21 protein-coding genes are annotated in these 18,577 nt (G+C 49.6%); 10 read left to right on the top strand and 11 right to left on the bottom strand.

Translation table 11 applies throughout. The features are described 5' to 3' along the window. Window positions 1–91: 91 nt before the first annotated feature. Window positions 92–883, bottom strand: coding sequence for a choice-of-anchor H family protein (locus JYB87_RS05200; RefSeq protein ID WP_207355836.1), 792 nt, complete (start codon window positions 881–883; stop codon window positions 92–94). A gap of 209 nt (window positions 884–1,092) precedes the next feature. On the opposite strand from JYB87_RS05200, the gene JYB87_RS05195 reads away from it, so the two are divergent. The 4 genes from JYB87_RS05195 (at window position 1,093) to JYB87_RS05180 (ending at window position 5,014) form a co-directional block, all read left to right on the top strand. Beyond that, the gene (locus JYB87_RS05195; protein ID WP_207355835.1) at window positions 1,093–1,413 is read left to right on the top strand and encodes a PepSY domain-containing protein; all 321 of its coding nucleotides are present in this window, start codon (window positions 1,093–1,095) and stop codon (window positions 1,411–1,413) included. A gap of 11 nt (window positions 1,414–1,424) precedes the next feature. After that, window positions 1,425–2,105, top strand: coding sequence for a response regulator transcription factor (locus JYB87_RS05190; protein WP_207355834.1), 681 nt, complete (start codon window positions 1,425–1,427; stop codon window positions 2,103–2,105). A 13-nt stretch (window positions 2,106–2,118) separates the two neighbouring features. Then, a complete protein-coding gene (locus JYB87_RS05185) occupies window positions 2,119–3,468 on the top strand; it encodes an ATP-binding protein (RefSeq protein WP_207355833.1) in 1,350 nt (449 codons plus the stop codon). Window positions 3,469–3,583: 115 nt separating this feature from the next. Continuing rightward, window positions 3,584–5,014, top strand: coding sequence for a DUF3300 domain-containing protein (locus JYB87_RS05180; RefSeq protein ID WP_207355832.1), 1,431 nt, complete (start codon window positions 3,584–3,586; stop codon window positions 5,012–5,014). 97 nt (window positions 5,015–5,111) lie between these two features. On the opposite strand, the gene grxB is transcribed toward JYB87_RS05180, so the two are convergent. Further along, entirely contained in the window at window positions 5,112–5,771 is a 660-nt protein-coding gene (gene grxB, locus JYB87_RS05175; protein ID WP_228729951.1) for a glutaredoxin 2, read from the bottom strand. Window positions 5,772–5,873: 102 nt separating this feature from the next. Further along, entirely contained in the window at window positions 5,874–6,923 is a 1,050-nt protein-coding gene (locus tag JYB87_RS05170; protein WP_207355831.1) for a DUF2804 family protein, read from the bottom strand. 139 nt (window positions 6,924–7,062) lie between these two features. On the opposite strand from JYB87_RS05170, the gene JYB87_RS05165 reads away from it, so the two are divergent. The 4 genes from JYB87_RS05165 to JYB87_RS05150 all read left to right on the top strand — a co-directional run bounded on the left by JYB87_RS05165 (window position 7,063) and on the right by JYB87_RS05150 (window position 10,161). Next, a complete protein-coding gene (locus JYB87_RS05165) occupies window positions 7,063–7,629 on the top strand; it encodes a YajG family lipoprotein (RefSeq protein ID WP_207355830.1) in 567 nt (188 codons plus the stop codon). A gap of 58 nt (window positions 7,630–7,687) precedes the next feature. Beyond that, on the top strand, window positions 7,688–8,272 hold the full coding sequence (locus JYB87_RS05160) for a peptidylprolyl isomerase (RefSeq protein ID WP_207355829.1): 585 nt from the start codon (window positions 7,688–7,690) through the stop codon (window positions 8,270–8,272). Window positions 8,273–8,337: 65 nt separating this feature from the next. Further along, window positions 8,338–8,691 carry a hypothetical protein gene (locus JYB87_RS05155; protein ID WP_207355828.1) on the top strand — a complete coding sequence of 118 codons (354 nt, stop codon included), beginning with the start codon at window positions 8,338–8,340 and terminating at the stop codon, window positions 8,689–8,691. A gap of 81 nt (window positions 8,692–8,772) precedes the next feature. Further along, window positions 8,773–10,161, top strand: coding sequence for an AmpG family muropeptide MFS transporter (locus JYB87_RS05150; protein WP_207355827.1), 1,389 nt, complete (start codon window positions 8,773–8,775; stop codon window positions 10,159–10,161). 78 nt (window positions 10,162–10,239) lie between these two features. Here JYB87_RS05150 and JYB87_RS05145 read toward each other — a convergent pair whose 3' ends face one another. Next, window positions 10,240–10,725, bottom strand: a complete 486-nt coding sequence (locus JYB87_RS05145; RefSeq protein WP_207355826.1) for a YajQ family cyclic di-GMP-binding protein — start codon at window positions 10,723–10,725, stop codon at window positions 10,240–10,242. 145 nt (window positions 10,726–10,870) lie between these two features. Here JYB87_RS05145 and JYB87_RS05140 point away from each other — a divergent pair, with 145 nt between their 5' ends. Then, window positions 10,871–11,233, top strand: a complete 363-nt coding sequence (locus tag JYB87_RS05140; RefSeq protein ID WP_228729950.1) for a VanZ family protein — start codon at window positions 10,871–10,873, stop codon at window positions 11,231–11,233. Further along, a complete protein-coding gene (locus JYB87_RS05135; RefSeq protein ID WP_207355825.1) occupies window positions 11,212–12,126 on the top strand; it encodes a ketopantoate reductase family protein in 915 nt (304 codons plus the stop codon). Before JYB87_RS05140 ends, JYB87_RS05135 begins: the two co-directional genes overlap by 22 nt. Before the next feature lie 21 nt (window positions 12,127–12,147). Here JYB87_RS05135 and JYB87_RS05130 read toward each other — a convergent pair whose 3' ends face one another. The 7 genes from JYB87_RS05130 to prfA all read right to left on the bottom strand — a co-directional run bounded on the left by JYB87_RS05130 (window position 12,148) and on the right by prfA (window position 18,565). Next, complete coding sequence (locus tag JYB87_RS05130) at window positions 12,148–13,020, bottom strand: DMT family transporter (protein WP_207355824.1); 873 nt, start codon at window positions 13,018–13,020, stop codon at window positions 12,148–12,150. Between the two features lie 91 nt (window positions 13,021–13,111). After that, window positions 13,112–13,954 carry a 3-deoxy-8-phosphooctulonate synthase gene (gene kdsA / locus JYB87_RS05125; protein WP_207355823.1) on the bottom strand — a complete coding sequence of 281 codons (843 nt, stop codon included), beginning with the start codon at window positions 13,952–13,954 and terminating at the stop codon, window positions 13,112–13,114. A gap of 52 nt (window positions 13,955–14,006) precedes the next feature. Beyond that, a complete protein-coding gene (locus tag JYB87_RS05120; RefSeq protein ID WP_207355822.1) occupies window positions 14,007–15,251 on the bottom strand; it encodes a DUF819 family protein in 1,245 nt (414 codons plus the stop codon). Between the two features lie 47 nt (window positions 15,252–15,298). Continuing rightward, window positions 15,299–16,090, bottom strand: a complete 792-nt coding sequence (locus JYB87_RS05115) for a transglutaminase family protein (RefSeq protein WP_207355821.1) — start codon at window positions 16,088–16,090, stop codon at window positions 15,299–15,301. A gap of 3 nt (window positions 16,091–16,093) precedes the next feature. Continuing rightward, on the bottom strand, window positions 16,094–16,486 hold the full coding sequence (locus tag JYB87_RS05110; protein ID WP_207355820.1) for a SirB2 family protein: 393 nt from the start codon (window positions 16,484–16,486) through the stop codon (window positions 16,094–16,096). Window positions 16,487–16,621: 135 nt separating this feature from the next. After that, on the bottom strand, window positions 16,622–17,467 hold the full coding sequence (gene prmC / locus JYB87_RS05105) for a peptide chain release factor N(5)-glutamine methyltransferase (RefSeq protein ID WP_207355819.1): 846 nt from the start codon (window positions 17,465–17,467) through the stop codon (window positions 16,622–16,624). Window positions 17,468–17,479: 12 nt separating this feature from the next. Continuing rightward, window positions 17,480–18,565: a peptide chain release factor 1 gene (prfA, locus tag JYB87_RS05100; RefSeq protein WP_207355818.1), complete on the bottom strand. Its 1,086-nt coding sequence runs from the start codon at window positions 18,563–18,565 to the stop codon at window positions 17,480–17,482. Window positions 18,566–18,577 lie beyond the last annotated feature (12 nt).

Below are 18,577 nucleotides of genomic sequence, written 5' to 3'. Positions count from 1 at the left end.
ATCAAGCCACAAAAGAAAGCCTGACATCGTCAGGCTTTCTTGTTCGTGCGCTATTTTGTGCCGAGCTCATGCACAGCGCTTATATGCAGTGCTAGGCTGCGATTCGTCTGCGCCATCCTACTAGGCCTAACCCTAACAGCACTAGAGCCGACAAACTACCGCCAGAAACCACCACGGTTTCTTGATAACCAGAATCATAAACCTGATCGCGGTTATAGCTCTGCAGCGGCAATGCATAGAGGCTGTTGGTGTCGTCACTGCTGATGGTTGCGACAATGTCATCATAGCCGAGCTCATATAAATCGATCAGGATGTCGTAATGATCGGTCGGATAGCCACTATCAAGCGAGGTAATCACCTCATAGCTATCAAAGGCGCTTGAACCCTGCAGATAAAATACATCGGTTGTATGTAAGTAAGTCCAGTCACCGCCGTTACGACTGATGTAAATCACCGCGTAAACCGGCACAGATTCATTGGCATAAGCGCCATAAACATCGGCATCAAAATTAAGCGAAAACGAGTGATAAAAACCGTCGTAATTGTCATCACTTAGCAGATATGCTTCCGCACTAAAAAATGAAAACTCATGGTAATAGCTGTGCTGCGTTAAACTCGACACCGCTTGCAGTTTCGATTTATTTGCAGTGGCGACGCTGGCCGAAATTTCTGCCTGTTTTTGTTCACGGCTGAGGGTGTTCAACTCAGTCGCAGCCTGCGGCATAAGCTGTAGTTGACTGACAGACTTTTGCCGTTCAGCCGCGGCTTGAGAGTGATCCACACCATATTCGATGACGTTGACTGTTGCTTGTTCCGCTGCGTTAGCCATTGATCCAAAAGTTAAACTTGCCACCAGCACTGCCACATAGTTTAAGGTTTTCATGTTCATTACCTTCTTACCTAAGATTTAGGCTTACCTGAGATTTAGGGTCATTAAACCTTTGAGCTAATGAACAAAAGATGAATAAAAACGTTCAGCAAGCGTTCATCTGCAACCCCAATAATAAACAAGCAAGGATTAGCCTTTAGGAAAGATTTCATCCTCTCGCAGGATCTTTTACACTGGTATCAAATCTTTTAAGAGCCTTGGTTATGACACAGCATCTATTTAAAAAACCTATCCGTTTCAGCTATCTAATAGCCGCGCTTTTGCTGTGTTTACTGCAACCTAATCTGAGTTACGCCAAAAATGATCATGGCAAAAAAGGCGAAGCTCAACACCAAGCGCAACCACTGCGTATCACCGACAGCAATCAAGCGGCGCAACTGGCTAAAAGCCGTTACGGCGGCAAAGTATTAAAAGTCAGCAAACAAAAAATCGGCGGCGATCCTGCCTTTAAAGTCAAATTGGTCACCAATGATGGCCGCATCATTTATGTCAGCGTCAATGCCGTCACTGGCTCGGTTAACTAGGAAGGTCACAAATGCGCATTTTATTAGTCGAAGATGACCTCGATTTGCAGCAAAACCTCAAGCAGCATTTGTTAGAGGCGAATTACGGCGTTGATACTGCATCTGATGGTGAAGATGGCTTGTTCTTAGGCACTGAATATCCCTACGATGCGGCGATAATCGATGTTGGTCTGCCTAAACTCAATGGTATTCAAGTGATTGAATCATTACGCCGTGAACAACGCGACTTTCCGATTCTGATTTTGACAGCGCGAGACAGTTGGCAAGACAAGGTCGAAGGATTGGATGCAGGTGCCGATGATTACCTCACCAAGCCGTTTCATCCGATGGAGTTGATTGCACGCATGAAAGCGCTGATCCGTCGCTCCGCCGGTAAGGCAAGCCCGATCAGTCAAAATGGCCCAATTACCATCAACACCAGTGCGGCCGAAGTGCGCCTGAACGATAAAACCATCAATCTGAGCGCCTCTGAATACCGGTTATTGGAGTATCTGTTTTTACATATCGGCGTGGTGCAGTCCAAAACCGATTTAATTGAACACTTGTATGATCAGGACTTTGATTTAGATTCCAACGTCATTGAGGTATTTGTTCGACGGCTACGTAAAAAGCTCGATCCTGACAACCGGCTCAACCTGATTGAGACTCTGCGTGGCCAAGGCTATCGCATGAACCAAATCAGCCAAGAATGAGACTCTCGCACTAATGTCACCGCAGCCCAAACACCCATCGCTGTCACTTAAAAGTCGAATTGTGGCCAGCGCACTGTTGTTAAACTTGGTGCTATTGCCACTGATTGGTATGGCGCTGTCGGACGCATTTCGGGTAGCCATGACCGATGCGGAACAAAGCGAAATGAGCGCGGCGATGTACGGCATTCTCGCGCTTGCTGAAGTGGAAGACGATGAGTTGGTGTTGCCAGCTACACTGCAAGATAAGCAATTTAATGTCGATCAATCGGGGCTCTATGCGCTCGTCACCAACCCGCAAGGTGAAATTTTATGGCGTTCAGCGTCGTTACTGAGCATGAGCCTGCCGCAACCTTTGCCCTTCCCCGCCATGGGACAGCGTCAGTTTGGCGAAATGAGCTTTAACGGCACGCCGCACTTTATATTCAGCTTCAGTGCGGGATTTTCGGCGCCAACGCCGAACGATGAAGCATTCGATTTTGCAGTGCATATCATTAAAACCGAAGCAGCATTAGCCGCGACTCAAGCCGAATTCACCGAAAAAATCTGGCACTGGTTGTTTATCTTGATGGCGATTTTATTGCTGCTTCAAGCGGGTTGGCTGTGGTGGACCTTACGGCCGATATCGCGGTTTCGCCAAGAGCTGGCCGCCGTAGAGCAAGGTAAGCAGCAACACCTCAATAGCCAGTATCCAAGCGAATTAGCTAAAGTTGCTGAACAAATTAACTTATTGATTTCCAATGAGCAGCGCCAACGGCAACGTTATCGTAATGCGCTGTCTGATTTAGCCCATTCGCTAAAAACGCCGTTGGCGGTGTTATCCAGCATTAAACAGCTCCCTGACGAAGCACAAGAACCCATTCACAACATCAGCGCTAATATCAGCCATCAATTGAAGCGGGCACAATCTTCAGGCAATGCGGCATGGCATCAAGGCATCGAAGTGAAACCGATAGCCGAAAAACTGGCGCGCACACTCCCCAAAATCCATCGCGATAAACCGCTGACGATTAGCCTTAATATCGAAGATAACCCACTGTTTTACGGTGAAGAAGGCGATCTAACTGAGCTGCTGGGCAACCTACTCGACAATGCCTGTAAAGCGGCCAAACAACAGGTCAGGTTCAGCGCCAACAAACGCCAGGGGGAGTTATTGATGGTGATTGAAGATGATGGTCCGGGGATAGCACCGGAGCAACGCGAGGCGATATTTCAACGTGGCGTACGCGCTGATACTTATGAAAAAGGACACGGAGTCGGCCTTGCGATTGTGAAAGATTTGCTCACAACCTATCAAGGCAGTTGGCAGATTGAACGCTCGCAAGCACTTGGTGGTGCGCAATTTAATATTCACCTACCAAAATAAATCGATCTTTTTTTGCGCTTTCAGCTTATGTTCATCTTGCATTACGTAAGCTCGTCAGTGAACTGATAAAAAACGCACCGATTTTGGTGCCCTCATGCGCGACGCGGAGGCGGATATGATCACAGTCATGCGTACCCCAAAAACAGCGAGTTTTAGCATCATGATGCTACTACTTGGCTTACTGGCGATTGGCTTAGCCAGACCGACTATCGCAGCAGAAACTGACGCGAGTTACAGTGATGCTGAAGTAGCTCAGCTGATGTCACCGATTGCCCTTTACCCAGACACCTTGTTGACCCACGTATTAATTGCTGCGAGCTACCCGCTAGAAGTAGTGCAAGCGCAGCGCTGGCGCAACAAACACAGCAGCTGGAGCAATGATCAGTTAACCACTGAAGGCGCAAAGCAAGGATGGGACCCCAGTGTTGTCGCCTTATTGGCCTTCCCAGATGTGCTCAACAAAATGAGCGATGATCTGGATTGGACTGAAAAAGTCGGCGAAGCTTTTGTGGCCAATGAAGGCCAAGTCATGGACAGCATTCAAAGCTTACGTCAGGCGGCCTACAAAGCGGGTAACTTGCAGGATGTGCAAAACATCAAAGTTGAGCAAGATCAGCAACGTATTGTTATTGTACCAGCCAGTCCAACCGTTGTGTACGTACCTTACTATGATACCCGCTATGTCTATGGCAACTGGTACTGGGGCGCTTATCCACCGGTTTATTGGGACCCATTTCCCGGTTATGTCATCGCACCTCACAGCCTGTTTTATTGGCGTGGCAGCGGCGTACATATCTCGTTTAACTTCTTCTTCGGTGGCTTGTTTTGGCACGACCGTACCGTGTGGGTCGATTATGGCCACAGACATACACGTTACATCCCAGTGCGTCGTCACCACACACTTGAAGGGCAACGTTGGGCGCATCGCCCAGAGCATCGCCGTGGCATTCACTATCGCTCAACCACGCTGAACCAACGTTATCAGCCACACTTGCAACGTAACCGTGACAGTCGTGACTTTGACCGAGTGCATAACAGCATGAGTAATCATCGTTTGCAGGACGCTCGCCACTATGACGGACGCGATCAGCGACATACCAAGCTCAATGAGCCTAAACAACCGCAACGCGCCTTACCAAGCAATGACCGTCATCAACGCGAATTGAACGACCGTTCACGTGAGCAACGCCAGCATCAAGGCACAGTGGAGCCCCATAACCAACTGCGCGCCAACAACTTACAAGCCAAGCCTGAGCTTAAAGCAGACTTTAATCGCGATAAGGGCCGCCATGATGAGATGACCAAACCTGGGTTTAAAAGTCGCGAATTTAAAACTGAACAGGTGCGCCCACCTAAAGTAGAGCCGACTCGGGTGCAACCGCAGCAACCTGTGGTAAATGTGCAACGTGAACGTTCACAGCCAACACAGCATGAAGTCAGTCGCCCCAACTACCAGCAGGTCAGTCGTTCCAATCAGAGTATGGAACGTCAAAGTCAGCCGGCAAGTCGTGGTAACAATGATCGCGTAAGACGCCACGAAAACTGATCGCACCACGCATCACTAAGCAACCAAAACCAAAAAGCCGAGAATCTCTCGGCTTTTGTTTATCTTCTGTTGGTTAATACACCACGTCTAGCAAAGGCTAAATCGCAATAGCATCATAGAGTCGGATGTGGGTAAGTTGCGCTACTTCATCAATGTAGCGTCGAATACGCTCAGGGAACACCAGCCCCTTCACTAAGGTGAGATTACGTAACCCTGGGAACAACAAAATATCGTCATAACTTAACTGATTATTACGCTCTGTTGGCAAGCTCACCTTATCCAGCAACGGCCAACAATGTGCCAAACCTGCAATATAAGTAGTTGATTTTGCATAGGCATCATCAAAATCCATGCTGATAAGTGCGGTTTTATTTTTGCTGTACCAAGCGATTGCCTCGGTCTCTGCAAACTCAGGCATATCGACGGCGGCGACTTTGACGTTACGAGGAAATAACAAGCGGCAACTGTAGTAGGACGACTCTTCTAGAAAGCTTTGAATCTCTTTGCTAAATGCAGCCGGCGCCAACGCGCTAGCCGCATCAAGCTTGTCGAGATAGGCCACGATGTCGAGGCTCTCGCCCATAAAACTGCCGTCTGCTTTTTCAAGAATAGGCACCATGTTAGCGCCTACCATTCGTATACGTGCATCAACATCATGGTTTTGCAGATAGACCCATTCGATATCAAGACCTTTCCATCCGGTCATCATCATTGCGCGCACGCAGTAGGGGCAATGATCGAAAATAAACAGCTTCACTGTGAACTCCTTGCAGTGTTTGGCGAAGTGCTACAGATAACCACATTTGCGTGCTAAATGCACTGTAACGGCAAACTACAAATTCGATTGCAGTAACCGAGATTAACGCTCGCAACCGGCGATGGCTGGCATATTACGGATGTGATGGGTCACTCCTGCGGTGTCGGTTAGATTAACATCCAGCCGCCCTGAAAACAGTTGCTGCGCTTGTGCACTCAGCCAGCGTTCGGTAGGCGATTTGACCGCTATGTTGGGCGAAAAAATACCTTCAATCCGCCCACATGCTGACACGATGCGCCATTGCCCAGAATGCCGCGCGGACGGGGCAATGGTCAGTTGTACCGCAGGCAGAATATGCCGAGCACCATCAAGCCAAAAACCATTACCGGGAAACGTTGCCGACAGACCATCGGTCAGCGAAAGGCCGGCCTTTTGCCCCGCAATTTCGCCATTAAACATCAACCAGCGCCAAGGTACTTTTCGGCTAGTTTCGCCCGAAAAGTAACTGTAACCTGCCGTCATCCGAGCCAGCACTTGTGGTTCGTAATGCAGCTTCATCTCTCCTATCGGTACTAAACCGTGGTGCTGCTGCTGGTAAACCCAGCCATGCGGTGTTAACGCACCGCAGCAACTGATTGGCAAACTTAACGGTGCAGGCCTAAGTTCCGTGTTCACGGTTAATGGCAGCTTAGTTGAGCGCCCCGCCAGCGCTAATTGCCAAAGTCCGCGGGATTTTGATAGTGTGAGTTCACCCACTGAACTCACACCATCACAACCATTTGCTGACCAATGGCGGCGTTTAAAAAAACGACGCGGCGCAATCCGTTTGGCTTGTTGTTTTAGGTGATCGAATAGCACAATTTGCGGTATCGCTTGGCTGGTGCTGATACGGCATAACAGCTGAAACTGCTGATGTTGCAGCATGACCATTTCAAGCTGTCGCGACGATTGAGTTGACCAAGATACTATTGATGGAGACTGATGCACTGGCTTACTGCTGGCGCTATTAAGCTGCTTCACCGGACCATCAAAATAACCATAAATGGGCTCGCCAGCAGCAAAGAGTTGCTCAGGGGCAACGCGGGTCAGCGCAGGTTGTTTATGGGGGATAGCGACATCGTTATCAATCACGGTAGCAGCTCCAATCAACATGATGCGGTTACTTTAACGCGAACCGAACTGTGACAAAAGTCAGCAGCTGAATAATCCCTTGCAACCCCGCTTTCAAGGCTGGTCAGTCAGGTGAAATCTGTTATGCTGCCCACTTTGATACTTTGTTTGAGCTTTGTTTATGAGACTGTTGTTTGCCTTTGTTATTGTAAGTGCCCTGCTGAGCGGATGCGCTACAAGCTCACCCAAAACCTTGGTGTTAAGTCCTGAAATTCCTGCCGCTTCGGCGCAAACCTTGTCCCCGATTAACGTTGCGCTAAAGAGCAAAGATTTGCGCAGCTCGGGCTACGTTGCCCGCTTTATCAAAGAAGATAAAGTCTCCTCGGTAGTGAATCCCGCCGAATCGCCGCGCATTACGCTGGAACGTGTTTTCAATCAGGCGCTCACTCGCGCGGGTTACCAAATCGACCCTGCCAGTGGCCGCGACCTAATAATTGTAGTGGACCAGTTAGTGACGGATGTTGATGAAGGCATGTTGGGGTTTGAAGCCAATACCCATTTGATGCTGACGGTTAATGCCAGCAACCAAAACCGTACTTTCAGCAAACGATATTCGGCCACCAGTCGTTTAAAAGGCCCATTTAAAGCCGATTTTGCGAGTTTAGAACTCGATATCAATAAGTTGCTTACACAACTTAGCGGTCAGATTATCAACGACCCAGAATTGAACCAGTTTTTACAACAATAAGGTTTAGCACCAACAACAAGGAGGTACTGCTGCTGTCAGTGGCGGTAACAAACAACTTATGAGTAAGTGGTTATTTGCAATCGTTTTATCACTCGTCAGTCAACTTGCCTGTGCGGCAGTGGATATTCAAAAAGATAATTTATATCCCGTGGTTGAAATGGACACCAGCATGGGCAAAATTGTCATGGAGTTGGATCGCACCCGAGCACCAATTACGGTCGATAACTTTCTGACCTACGTGGTCAGTGGCGAATATGACAACACCATCTTCCACCGTGTTATCGCAGACTTTGTGGTGCAAGGTGGTGGACTTGACTCGAAATATAAAGAGCGCCCAGAAGGCAAGCCGATTGTGAATGAATCAGGCAATGGTTTATCAAATGTCACCGGTACAATCGCCATGGCGCGTGAGAACGATCCGCACTCAGCAATTCGGCAGTTTTACTTCAATGTTGCTGACAATAAGAAGCTGGATCCATCATCCAAACGTTGGGGTTATGCGGTGTTTGGCGAAGTCACTCAAGGCATGGACATATTGCAAAAAATGGCGCAAGTCCCCACTGGTGAAAACGCTGAACTCAAATGGCAAGATGTGCCATTGACACCAATAATTTTGAAAAAGGCGACCTTGCTCCCAAGATAATAACAACGCAAGGCGAAACTGGAGTTGCTGGCTATACTCAGCCTAATCACACAAGGAAGCACAAGATGAACGCCGAAGAATTCATCCGCACTAAAGCACCGCAACTCGCCTTTTTTGGGCTGCGCTACTTTCAAGGTAAACTGCCAGAGGCTGAGTTAGAGCACTTTATCTGGCAAACCTTAGAAGAGTGGCAACAGTATCAGTTTAACGGTGATGCCCACACTGAGCAGGAATCGATTTTTTGGTTTTTGATGCATGAACTGCATCGTTGGCCGGAACCGGTATTACGTGGCAATCGCTATCTTTCAGCCAAAATGCTGGAGTGCTGTAATTACCTTGTCGGCCAAGGCCAGTTTCCAGAAAACTGTATCGGTATTCGCCCAGCGCTGACGTTGCAATCCAAAGATTCTGCGGCCTAACACAGTCCCTCCCCACAATGCTTGCGCTGCTCGGCGGCGCTGCTTACCCTAATGTTCTTTAGTTGATGATGTAACTTGCCCATGCCTGTTGTTGCCAGCATTAAAAATACTCTTGGCGTCTATGCACACAAACGTGTGTTACTGATGCTGCTGTTCGGTTTCTCCTCTGGTTTGCCGTTAATGTTGGTGTTTTCCACACTGTCATTTTGGCTGCGCGAAGCAGGCGTCGACCGCGCCGCCATCGGCTATTTCAGCTGGGTTGCGTTGATGTATGCGTTTAAATGGGCTTGGGCGCCACTGGTCGACCGCTTGCATTTACCGCTATTAAGCAAACTGATGGGGCGCCGTCGCAGTTGGATGCTACTGTCACAAATCGTGTTGATTGGCGCCATTATCGGCATGGCCAGCAGCGATCCTACTCAAGATCTGCACCATTTGGCGGTGTTTGCACTGTTAGTGGCCTTCAGCTCCGCCACCCAAGATATTGTGATTGATGCCTATCGGATTGAGTCAGCGCCTGAGGGCATGCAAGCCGCCCTCGCCGCTGCTGCACAGGTGGGCTATCGCAGTGCGATGATTATCGCCACCGCCGGCGCTTTGACTGTCGCAGCATGGGTATCGCCTAATCCTGAAGGCTATGATCTCCACAGCTGGCAAATCGCCTATTGGGTGATGGCTGGTCTGATGGGGATTGGTTTGGTCACCACGCTGTTTGCCCGTGAACCTCAAGTAGATACTCGCGCCGCCACCGAAGCAGAAGTTGCACTTCGAAATGAGCTATCAGCGCGTTATCCCAAACTCATTGCGAAGTTATTGGCCTGGTGTTACTCGGCGGTGGCGATGCCGTTTATCGATTTCTTTCGTCGCTTTGGCAAACACGCCGTCATCATCCTGCTGCTGATCTCCTGTTACCGCATCTCCGATATCGTGATGGGCATTATGGCCAATGTGTTTTATGTCGACATGGGCTTTTCCAAAGAGGAGATCGCCACGCTAAGTAAAGTTTATGGCTTGATCATGACCTTAGTCGGCTCAGCTGCCGGCGGGATTATGATTGCTCGTTACGGCACCATGAAAATTCTCTATCTCGGCGCATTTTTAGTGGCGACGACCAACCTGCTGTTTGCGCTGCAAGCCTCAGTGGGTTACAACGTGCCGTTGCTGACCCTAGCGATTGCGATTGATAACTTCAGTGGCGGTGTTGCAACGGCTGCGTTTATTGCCTATCTGTCGAGCCTCACCAGCACAGGCTACAGCGCGACCCAATATGCCTTGCTGTCGTCCATCATGCTGCTATTTCCCAAGTTTATCGCTGGTTTTTCTGGCGAATGGGTCAACGCCTTTGGTTATGTGAACTTCTTTATCAGCGCCAGTATCATCGGCTTGCCGGTGTTACTGTTGGTCAAGTTGGCCAGCAAAGCGCCGGTTACCGAGTTAAGTTCGACAACTCAACCCAATAACGCCGAATAGAGAAAGATGGCTTAAACGAATGCGCGGGCTGTAACTCGCAAGCAAACTGCCAGTTACAGCACCTTGAGCGGTTGCGAATTAATCGCGGAAGTTATTGAATTGGAAAGCTTGGTCCATATCTGCATTACGCACTAATGCCATTACCGCTTGTAGGTCATCGCGTTTCTTGCCGATTACCCGCAGTGAATCGCCTTGGATCTGCGCTTGCACTTTGATCTTGCTGTCTTTAATCATCTTCACCAGTTTTCTGGCCGTATCCGTTTCAATCCCTTGCTTGAATTTTACTTTTTGGGCAAAGGTTTTACCGGTATGCACAATTTTATCGTCGAGTTCCATCGCTTTGGGGTCGACATTACGCTTACTCAACTGGCCACGCAGAATGTCGACCATCTGTTTGCACTGGAAATCAGATTCTGAGGCGAGCGTCACCACCAGATCTTTGTACTCCACCGAAAACTCTTTACCACGAAAATCGAAGCGAGTGTCAAGTTCACGTTTACTGTTATCCACTGCGTTACGCAGTTCCACTGCATCTACTTCAGACACAATATCAAATGATGGCATTGGTATTTGCTCTTACGTTTTGTGAATCATAGCCAAGGATTTTAGCGCAACTTGACCGATTGCTGAACTCGATAAAGTTTACGGATGACAGCTTTCTAAGGTTTGCCTATTATGTGGATTCAACCAATAACAATTCGATTTTATCTTGATTAATAAGCCCCTACTGTTCAAATTTACCTTTCTGTTGGCTGTCATTGTGGTGAGCTATTTAGTTTTTTCCAAACCTAGCTACCCACAAAATATTCCCGGCATGGATAAGGTTGGTCATATTGGCAGTTTCTTTGGCCTGAGCTTGTTGGCCTATCTTTCCTTTAAGCCTCGTTGGTATTTGGTGTTTTTCGCTACCGCATGCTACGGTGCACTCATCGAGGTTGTGCAGTCCTATTTGCCTTATCGCAGTGCCGATTACCATGATTTTATTGCGGATATGTGCGGCGTTGTGCTGTTCTATCTGTTACTGTGGTTATCTCGCTTGTGCTACAAACAATGGACTCGTTTATCGCGATGAATATTGCAATTCTTGGTGCTGGTGCAATTGGACAACTGTTGGCACATCAATTAGATGCTGCTGGCAACACCCCATTTTTCTTGGTGAAACCCGAACAGCGCTTTCTGGGCGCACCCTTTACCTTGCAAACGCAAACCGGCACCCAAGCGCGGCATTTCGATACCTTTTCCCTTGCTGATGAATTACAGCCAAAGATTGATCTACTGATTGTTACCTTAAAGGCCTATCAAGTCCGACGTGCGCTCACCCGTTGGCAAGCAAAGTTATCCCCCAACTGCCATATTTTGTTGCTGCATAATGGCATTGGTACTCACCTTGAAATCGCCCCGATACTGGGCCAACACGGCTTGTCGCTTGGCACCACCAGCCAAGCAGCACTCAAACTTGGCCCGCACAGCATTAAACAAACCGGAAATGGCACTACTCAGTTTGGCCACTATGCGGGGCCAACCATGGCCAAGGAACTGCAACAACTGCTGTTAAAAGCGCTGCCTGACAGTTGTGTTGCCGAGCACATTCTTACTGCGCTGTGGCACAAGTTGGCCATCAACGCGGTGATCAACCCGCTAACCGCGATTGAAGATATTCCCAACGGGGCGTTAGCGGCCGAGAAATATCAACACACCATCTCGGCGGTACTGACTGAATTAATGCAAGTGGCAAACTTAGAAGGGATTGAGCTGGATAGCGCATTTGTCAGTGAGCGCGTAAAACAGGTGATAAGCCTCACAGCAGACAACTATTCCTCCATGCATCAAGACGTGGCCTTTCAACGGCCAACCGAGATTGACTACATCAACGGCTATCTGGTACAGCGGGCACATGCTCACGGCATTACCCTGTTTTATAACCAGCAATTGCTTACTAAAGTGCGCCAACTAAGCCAGCATTAATTGGCGCATTCGCTTAGTCGCTTAGTTCCACAACACTAAAATAGCGGCGATGGCGATGAGCACAAGGCCGCTCATATCTTTGACTTTGACGGGCTGTTTCAGCCAGAAGAACGACACCAACATCATAAAAAACACTTCCACTTGGCCAAGCGTCTTCACGTAAGGCACCGCCGTGAGCGACATTGCACTGAACCAACCAAATGAGCCCAGAAAACTGCTCACACTGGTGGCAACTGTCAGCTTCGGCCGTTGCCACAGTGCCAGCAAGGTGGCTCGGTCTGCCAACCATAGCCAGCCCACCAACAACAGGGTTTGCGTAGTGATCACCAAAGCCAATACCCACGCAGCACGATGCGGAAACGGTAATTGAAGATTCAAGCTTGCTTCACGCACCCACAAGGAGGTCAGTGCAAAACAGCCACCACTGGCGAGCCCAAGCAAAATGGTACGCCACGAAAGGCTGCGCAGCGCACTGCCCGCACTGAGCAAAAACACGGCGATAGTACCAAGCACAACCCCAAGCCAACCTAAGCTCGTCAGCGTGGTCCCGAAAAACAACACGCCGAGGATCGCCGCGACCAAGGCTTCACTCTTGGCCAACCCAGCGCCAACGGCAAAGTTTTTCAGCTTAAACAGCTGTACCATCAAGGCGGTAGCGACAATTTGCATCACTGCCGCGCCCAAAATAAACATTCCGCCTTTGCCCCACAGCTGAGGCAGGCTCGTAGGTTGCCAAAGGTACAGCGCGCCTAAATACAGCCACGCCAATGGCCCTGCATAGATAAAGCGCGCGAGGGTGACCCCTGCCGTTTTAACATCACGGCTTAGCTGGCTTTGAAAAGCATTGCGCCACGCCTGCATAAAAGCGGCAAACAGGGTAAACAAAATCCACATCAATCAGCGTCCATTTGCGAGGCCAGAAACAACAACGCTCGGCGAAAACCGAGCGTTGCACAATAGCATGAGCCGTAACGACGGCTATAGCTTATTTGCTGGTATCAATCGGCGCGAACGATTTAACCAGATCATCCACGGCTTTCATCTGAGTCAAATAGGCTTCCAGTTGCTGCAGCGGCAGCGCACATGGACCATCGCACTTGGCTTGGTCAGGATTTGGATGCGCTTCAATAAACAACCCCGCCAACCCTAATGCCATACCTGAGCGCGCCAGTTCAGTCGCTTGAGCGCGACGACCACCCGCAGAATCTTCACGACCGCCCGGACGTTGCAGCGCGTGGGTTGCATCAAAAATCACTGGATAACCGCTTTGCTTCATCTCATCCATACCGAGCATATCCACCACTAAGTTGTTATAACCAAAGCAGCTGCCGCGCTCGCACAGAATGATTTCATCGTTACCGGCTTCATTGAACTTCTTGATGATGTGACGCATCTCGTGCGGCGCCAAAAATTGCGGTTTTTTCACGTTGATAATGGCACCGGTTTTCGCCATCGCCACCACTAAATCAGTTTGGCGCGCCAAAAACGCAGGCAACTGAATGATATCAACCACTTCAGCTACTGGCGCACATTGATACGGCTCGTGAACGTCGGTGATCAGCGGCAAGTTGAAGGTGTCTTTGATCTCTTGAAAGATCTTCAAACCTTCTTCCATACCGGGGCCACGGTAAGAGTTTACTGATGAACGATTGGCTTTATCGAACGACGCCTTAAATACGTAAGGAATACCCAGCTTGCTGGTTACCTCAGCGTAAGTCTCAGCAATCTGCATTGCCAAGTCGCGTGATTCGAGAACGTTCATGCCGCCAAACAGTACAAATGGCTTGTTGTTGGCAATCTCAATATTGCCGAGTTTGATGCTTTTCATCGTTGTCTTGAATCTCTCTACCATGCCGCAACCGCAGCAGTTAACTTAACAATTAGTTACCCACGACTTGCAATAACTGGCCACACAACCACGCCATATAGGTGCCGAGCGCATAACCAAATACCGCCAGCAATACGCCAACGGGTGCCAGCGCAGGGTGGAATGCCGCAGCCACCACCGGCGCCGATGCAGCACCACCCACGTTGGCTTGGCTGCCCACCGCCATGTAAAACAGCGGCGCACGGATAAGTTTCGCCACCAGCAGCATTAATCCGGCATGAACAATCATCCAAATAATGCCAAGGAAGAAGTATTCTGGCGTATCGAGGATTTTGGTGACATCCATATGCAAACCAATGGTCGCCACCAGAATATACAGATACGCAGAGCCAACTTTCGAGGCGCCTGCCGCTTCTAAATGGCGTGCAGGGGTAAATGACATTGCCAACCCGACAGTGGTCACAATCACCACCAACCAGAAGAACGAAGAGGTCAGGCTATATTTTTCGGTCCAAGGATAGTGCTCACTAAAGAACGGCGCTAACCAATCGGCACAGAAATGGGCAACACCAGTCACCGCAAAACCTACTGCGACTATCAACATTAAGTCACGCAAGCTCGGAATACGGGCATTTTCCGCGTGATATTTTTCGACTTTTTCACGCAGGCTATCAATCGCCGAAGTATCCGCACCGGTTGCGGTATCAATCTTCTTCGCGTTTGACGCGAGGAACAGCAACACTGCCATCCAGATGTTGGCAACAATCACATCGACGGTCACCATCACCGAGAAGATGTTGCCACCCACGTCATACACTTCTTTCATTGCCGCTTGGTTGGCACCACCGCCAATCCAGCTGCCCGCCAGAGTGGTCATGCCGCGCCACACCGCATCCGGACCGTGGTTGCCTGTTAACGATGGATCAATCGCCGACATAATCAGTAGCGCAATCGGCCCGCCGATGACGATGCCCAAGGTACCGGTCAAAAACATCATTAATGCTTTGGGGCCGAGACTTAAAATCGCTTTTAAATCCACACTGAGAATCAATAGCACCAAACAAGCAGGAAGCAGATAGCGTGAGGCCACAAAATACAATTTTGATTCATGGCCATCGACAATACCAAAGGTGTTTAACAGTGAAGGAATGAAGTAACACAACAACAGCGCTGGCACAAAGCGGTAAAACTTCTGCCAAAATGGATGTTCACTGCTGTTGGTGTAAAACACAAATCCTAATATGGCGGCCAGCAAGCCCAGCGCCGTAGCGTCGTTGGTAACCAGAGCGGTCGTCATAAACAAGGGTTCTCCCAGAAGTCTACTCCCCCTAACCAGCTGAAGGATCAGTGAAAGGTCTGCGACTCCTCACCGAGTTCGCGCAGCTGCATCTTCACCAATTCCACCATAGGATCGTGGGGATTGTTATCAATAAAAAATTGTAAATCAGCGGTTGCCACATGAATCGCGCCCAGCTGATGGGCAATAAAGGCTCGCTCACGATGCAGATTTAGCTCATCAGGGAACCATTCCAGCATCAAATTACAGCATTCCATTGCCGCTTCAAATTCATGGGTCAACACACACGCGGCTTTTAGCTCGCTCATCATCCGCATCAATATGAGTTTATTACTGCCGGGCTTGAGATAACGTGCTTTAAATGGCGCAGCATTACCGAGTTCACCTTTGACTAACGCGTGCAGATGATGACGCGACAAAAAGTTGCCGGTGAGCGGGTCAATATAACGAAACTCGCCTGCTGACTCGCACGCAATCACCGTAGTGCCCGGCAGCAACAACAACTGCATCGGCAAATCGAGTTGCCGCGCTAACAGCATCAACGCCGTTGCTAAGGTGGTGGAGTTACCGCGCCGCAGCATAAAGCACATGCCTAAGTCGGCGGCAGCGATGGAGAAATACTCATCCGCCGCTTTAAAACCACGCTCTTTATAAAAGAAATTCAACAGCGCTTGCAGGCGCTGCGCTTCATCGGCCAGATAATGACTGACAACAGCACCCGATAACTCAAACCACGCCCATTGTGCCTGTTTTACTGAGTTAAACCCTAAGTGTTCAACCAGTTCAAACGCACTATCTGGTAAGGTCAATGATTTGTCATTAAAGGAAAATTTTTTCATCACTTAGAAAAATACCACCCGTTTTAGCACGGCTAACTTGGCCGCAAACGCCAACCAGCCCAAGGCACCAACAAAAGCAAAAATGCGGAACATGGTGCCGCGATTGGCCTTCATTGCGATAGCCGCCAGCACGATATATGCAATCACTGCCACCAGCTTTTCAGTAATCCAACCGTCAACGAAGGGGTATTGGCTGATGATAACGCTGAGCGAAATCCCGGAGAGTAACAACAAGGTGTCAATTGCGTGCGGTGCAATACGCAACCACTTCTTTTGCAGTAACGCAGAACCTTTTAGCTTCATGCCAAAGCGCGCAATAAACAACATCACACTTAGGCCAATCATCAGTAGATGAAAATGCTTAACTGCGGTGTAAATCGTGTACATATTATCCATGAAATTTCGCCGTCGAGATCAAAGGCGACAGTGTAACCTATGGCGCAGTGGCTCTCCAACCGGATAGCGAAGATGGATTGCGCCATAGTGGTGATCTGGGGATAAAAGCAGCAACTTTCAAGTGATTGAGCAGTGTTAACCGAGCCAAGTTCCCAGCGAACAACGCTCGTTGGAGCCAAAGTCACGCACGGTTGCAACGTTTTGATAACCTAAACGCTGCAATTCAGCCCGCACCGTTGGGCCTTGGGTGTAGCCGTGCTCCAACAGGATATAACCGCCTTGATGCAGATACTGCCGTGCATGTTCGGCAATATGGAACAGGTCAGCAAATCCATCATTGGCGGCAGTCAACGCTGAACGCGGCTCAAAGCGCACATCACCAGCATCCAAATGCTCATCTGCCTCAGCAATATAAGGCGGATTAGACACAATCAGATCGAATTTACGGCCACTGACAGCACTGAACCAATCACTCTGCAGAATTTCAACCTGCGGTAACTTGAGCCGCTCGCGGTTGGCCTGAGCCAGCGCAACGGCATCAGCCACTTTATCCACGGCGGTCATCTGCCACTGTGGACGCTCGTGGGCTAATGCCAAGGCAATCGCCCCCGTGCCCGTGCCTAAGTCAAGTGCTTGAGTAGCGGCGGGAAGATTGAGATTCAATGCGGTTTCTACCAAGATCTCGGTATCCGCGCGGGGGATCAAGGTAGAATCGTTGACCATAAATGGCAAAGACCAAAACTCACGCTCACCGAGGATGTGCGCCACTGGCGTCCCCTTGGCGCGACGGCCAACTAAGGCTTCAAATTGCCGCTGTTGTTCTTCACTCAGTGGCCGCTCCGGCCAACTGTAGATGAAACTGCGCGCTTTGCCGAGGCAATGCAGCAGTAATACTTCTGCGTCGATTTGCGCCGACTCTGAACTGGTGGCCAGTTGTGCCACCGCCCATTTAACGGCCTCGCCAATCGTGAGTTTGTTCATGCCTATCACTCCTTAGTCATCAGCGAGCGCGGCGAGTTGATCCGCCTGATACTCCTGAAGCAATGGATCAATCAACTGATCCAAGTCACCTTCCATGATTTCATTAAGGCGATACAGGGTGAGGTTGATACGGTGTTCGCTACAACGTCCTTGCGGGAAGTTATAAGTACGAATACGTTCCGAGCGGTCACCACTGCCCACCAATGAACGGCGAGTAGATTCCTCAGCACTGCGGCGTTTTTCATCTTCAGCGGCTTGCAAACGCGCAGCCAACACGCTCAAGGCGCGCGCCTTGTTTTTGTGCTGTGAACGCTCGTCCTGACACTCCACCACCAAGCCGGTAGGTAAGTGGGTAATACGGATAGCAGAATCGGTTTTGTTAACGTGCTGACCACCCGCACCAGAGGAGCGGAAGGTATCAATACGCAGATCTGCTGGGTTGATTTCAACCGCCGCGGCTTCTGGCACCTCGTGCATGACCGCTACAGTACATGCGGAGGTGTGCACACGGCCTTGAGATTCAGTTTCTGGTACGCGTTGGACACGATGACCGCCAGATTCAAACTTCAACCGGCCATAGACGCCATCACCCACTACGCGGGCAATGACTTCTTTGAAACCGCCATGCTCGCCTTCGTTTGAGCTGACGACTTCGACTTGCCAACGACGCGCTTCAGCATAACGGCTGTACATACGGAACAGATCACCCGCGAAAATCGCGGCTTCATCGCCACCAGCTCCGGCACGGATTTCCAAAAAGGCGTTGGTTTCGTCGTTAGGATCTTTAGGTAACAACAGGATTTGTAGCTCGCCTTCAAGACGCTCAAGCGTCTGTTTGGCAGCTTTCAACTCATCCTGAGCCATCTCTTTCAGCTCAGGATCATCTTCATGAAGCATCTCTTCAGCGGTTTCTAAGTCAGCTTGTGCTTGCTTAAACGCGCTAAAACCCTTCACGACATCTTCGAGTTGTGCATATTCTTTGGACAGACCACGAAATCTGTCTTGATCAGAGATAACGCCAGCATCGCTCAGCAACGCCTGCACTTCTTCATAACGCTCCGCTAAGCCTTCCAGCTTGCGGATGACGGAATCCTTCATTTAGCTCGCTAA

The sequence above is a fragment of the Shewanella avicenniae genome, from assembly GCF_017354945.1.
Lineage (GTDB): Bacteria > Pseudomonadota > Gammaproteobacteria > Enterobacterales > Shewanellaceae > Shewanella > Shewanella avicenniae.
The sequence above is the reverse complement of the archived record's forward strand: the minus strand, read 5'-3'. Positions and strand labels throughout refer to the sequence as shown.

Coding starts and splice junctions, on each gene's coding strand:
- JYB87_RS05200 (WP_207355836.1), bottom strand. CDS start 883: ATGAAAACCTTAAACTATGTGGCAGTGCTGGTGGCAAGTTTAACTTTT.
- JYB87_RS05195 (WP_207355835.1), top strand. CDS start 1,093: ATGACACAGCATCTATTTAAAAAACCTATCCGTTTCAGCTATCTAATA.
- JYB87_RS05190 (WP_207355834.1), top strand. CDS start 1,425: ATGCGCATTTTATTAGTCGAAGATGACCTCGATTTGCAGCAAAACCTC.
- JYB87_RS05185 (WP_207355833.1), top strand. CDS start 2,119: ATGTCACCGCAGCCCAAACACCCATCGCTGTCACTTAAAAGTCGAATT.
- JYB87_RS05180 (WP_207355832.1), top strand. CDS start 3,584: ATGATCACAGTCATGCGTACCCCAAAAACAGCGAGTTTTAGCATCATG.
- JYB87_RS05170 (WP_207355831.1), bottom strand. CDS start 6,923: ATGTTGATTGGAGCTGCTACCGTGATTGATAACGATGTCGCTATCCCC.
- JYB87_RS05165 (WP_207355830.1), top strand. CDS start 7,063: ATGAGACTGTTGTTTGCCTTTGTTATTGTAAGTGCCCTGCTGAGCGGA.
- JYB87_RS05160 (WP_207355829.1), top strand. CDS start 7,688: ATGAGTAAGTGGTTATTTGCAATCGTTTTATCACTCGTCAGTCAACTT.
- JYB87_RS05155 (WP_207355828.1), top strand. CDS start 8,338: ATGAACGCCGAAGAATTCATCCGCACTAAAGCACCGCAACTCGCCTTT.
- JYB87_RS05150 (WP_207355827.1), top strand. CDS start 8,773: ATGCCTGTTGTTGCCAGCATTAAAAATACTCTTGGCGTCTATGCACAC.
- JYB87_RS05145 (WP_207355826.1), bottom strand. CDS start 10,725: ATGCCATCATTTGATATTGTGTCTGAAGTAGATGCAGTGGAACTGCGT.
- JYB87_RS05135 (WP_207355825.1), top strand. CDS start 11,212: ATGGACTCGTTTATCGCGATGAATATTGCAATTCTTGGTGCTGGTGCA.
- JYB87_RS05130 (WP_207355824.1), bottom strand. CDS start 13,020: ATGTGGATTTTGTTTACCCTGTTTGCCGCTTTTATGCAGGCGTGGCGC.
- kdsA (WP_207355823.1), bottom strand. CDS start 13,954: ATGAAAAGCATCAAACTCGGCAATATTGAGATTGCCAACAACAAGCCA.
- JYB87_RS05120 (WP_207355822.1), bottom strand. CDS start 15,251: ATGACGACCGCTCTGGTTACCAACGACGCTACGGCGCTGGGCTTGCTG.
- JYB87_RS05115 (WP_207355821.1), bottom strand. CDS start 16,090: ATGAAAAAATTTTCCTTTAATGACAAATCATTGACCTTACCAGATAGT.
- JYB87_RS05110 (WP_207355820.1), bottom strand. CDS start 16,486: ATGGATAATATGTACACGATTTACACCGCAGTTAAGCATTTTCATCTA.
- prmC (WP_207355819.1), bottom strand. CDS start 17,467: ATGAACAAACTCACGATTGGCGAGGCCGTTAAATGGGCGGTGGCACAA.
- prfA (WP_207355818.1), bottom strand. CDS start 18,565: ATGAAGGATTCCGTCATCCGCAAGCTGGAAGGCTTAGCGGAGCGTTAT.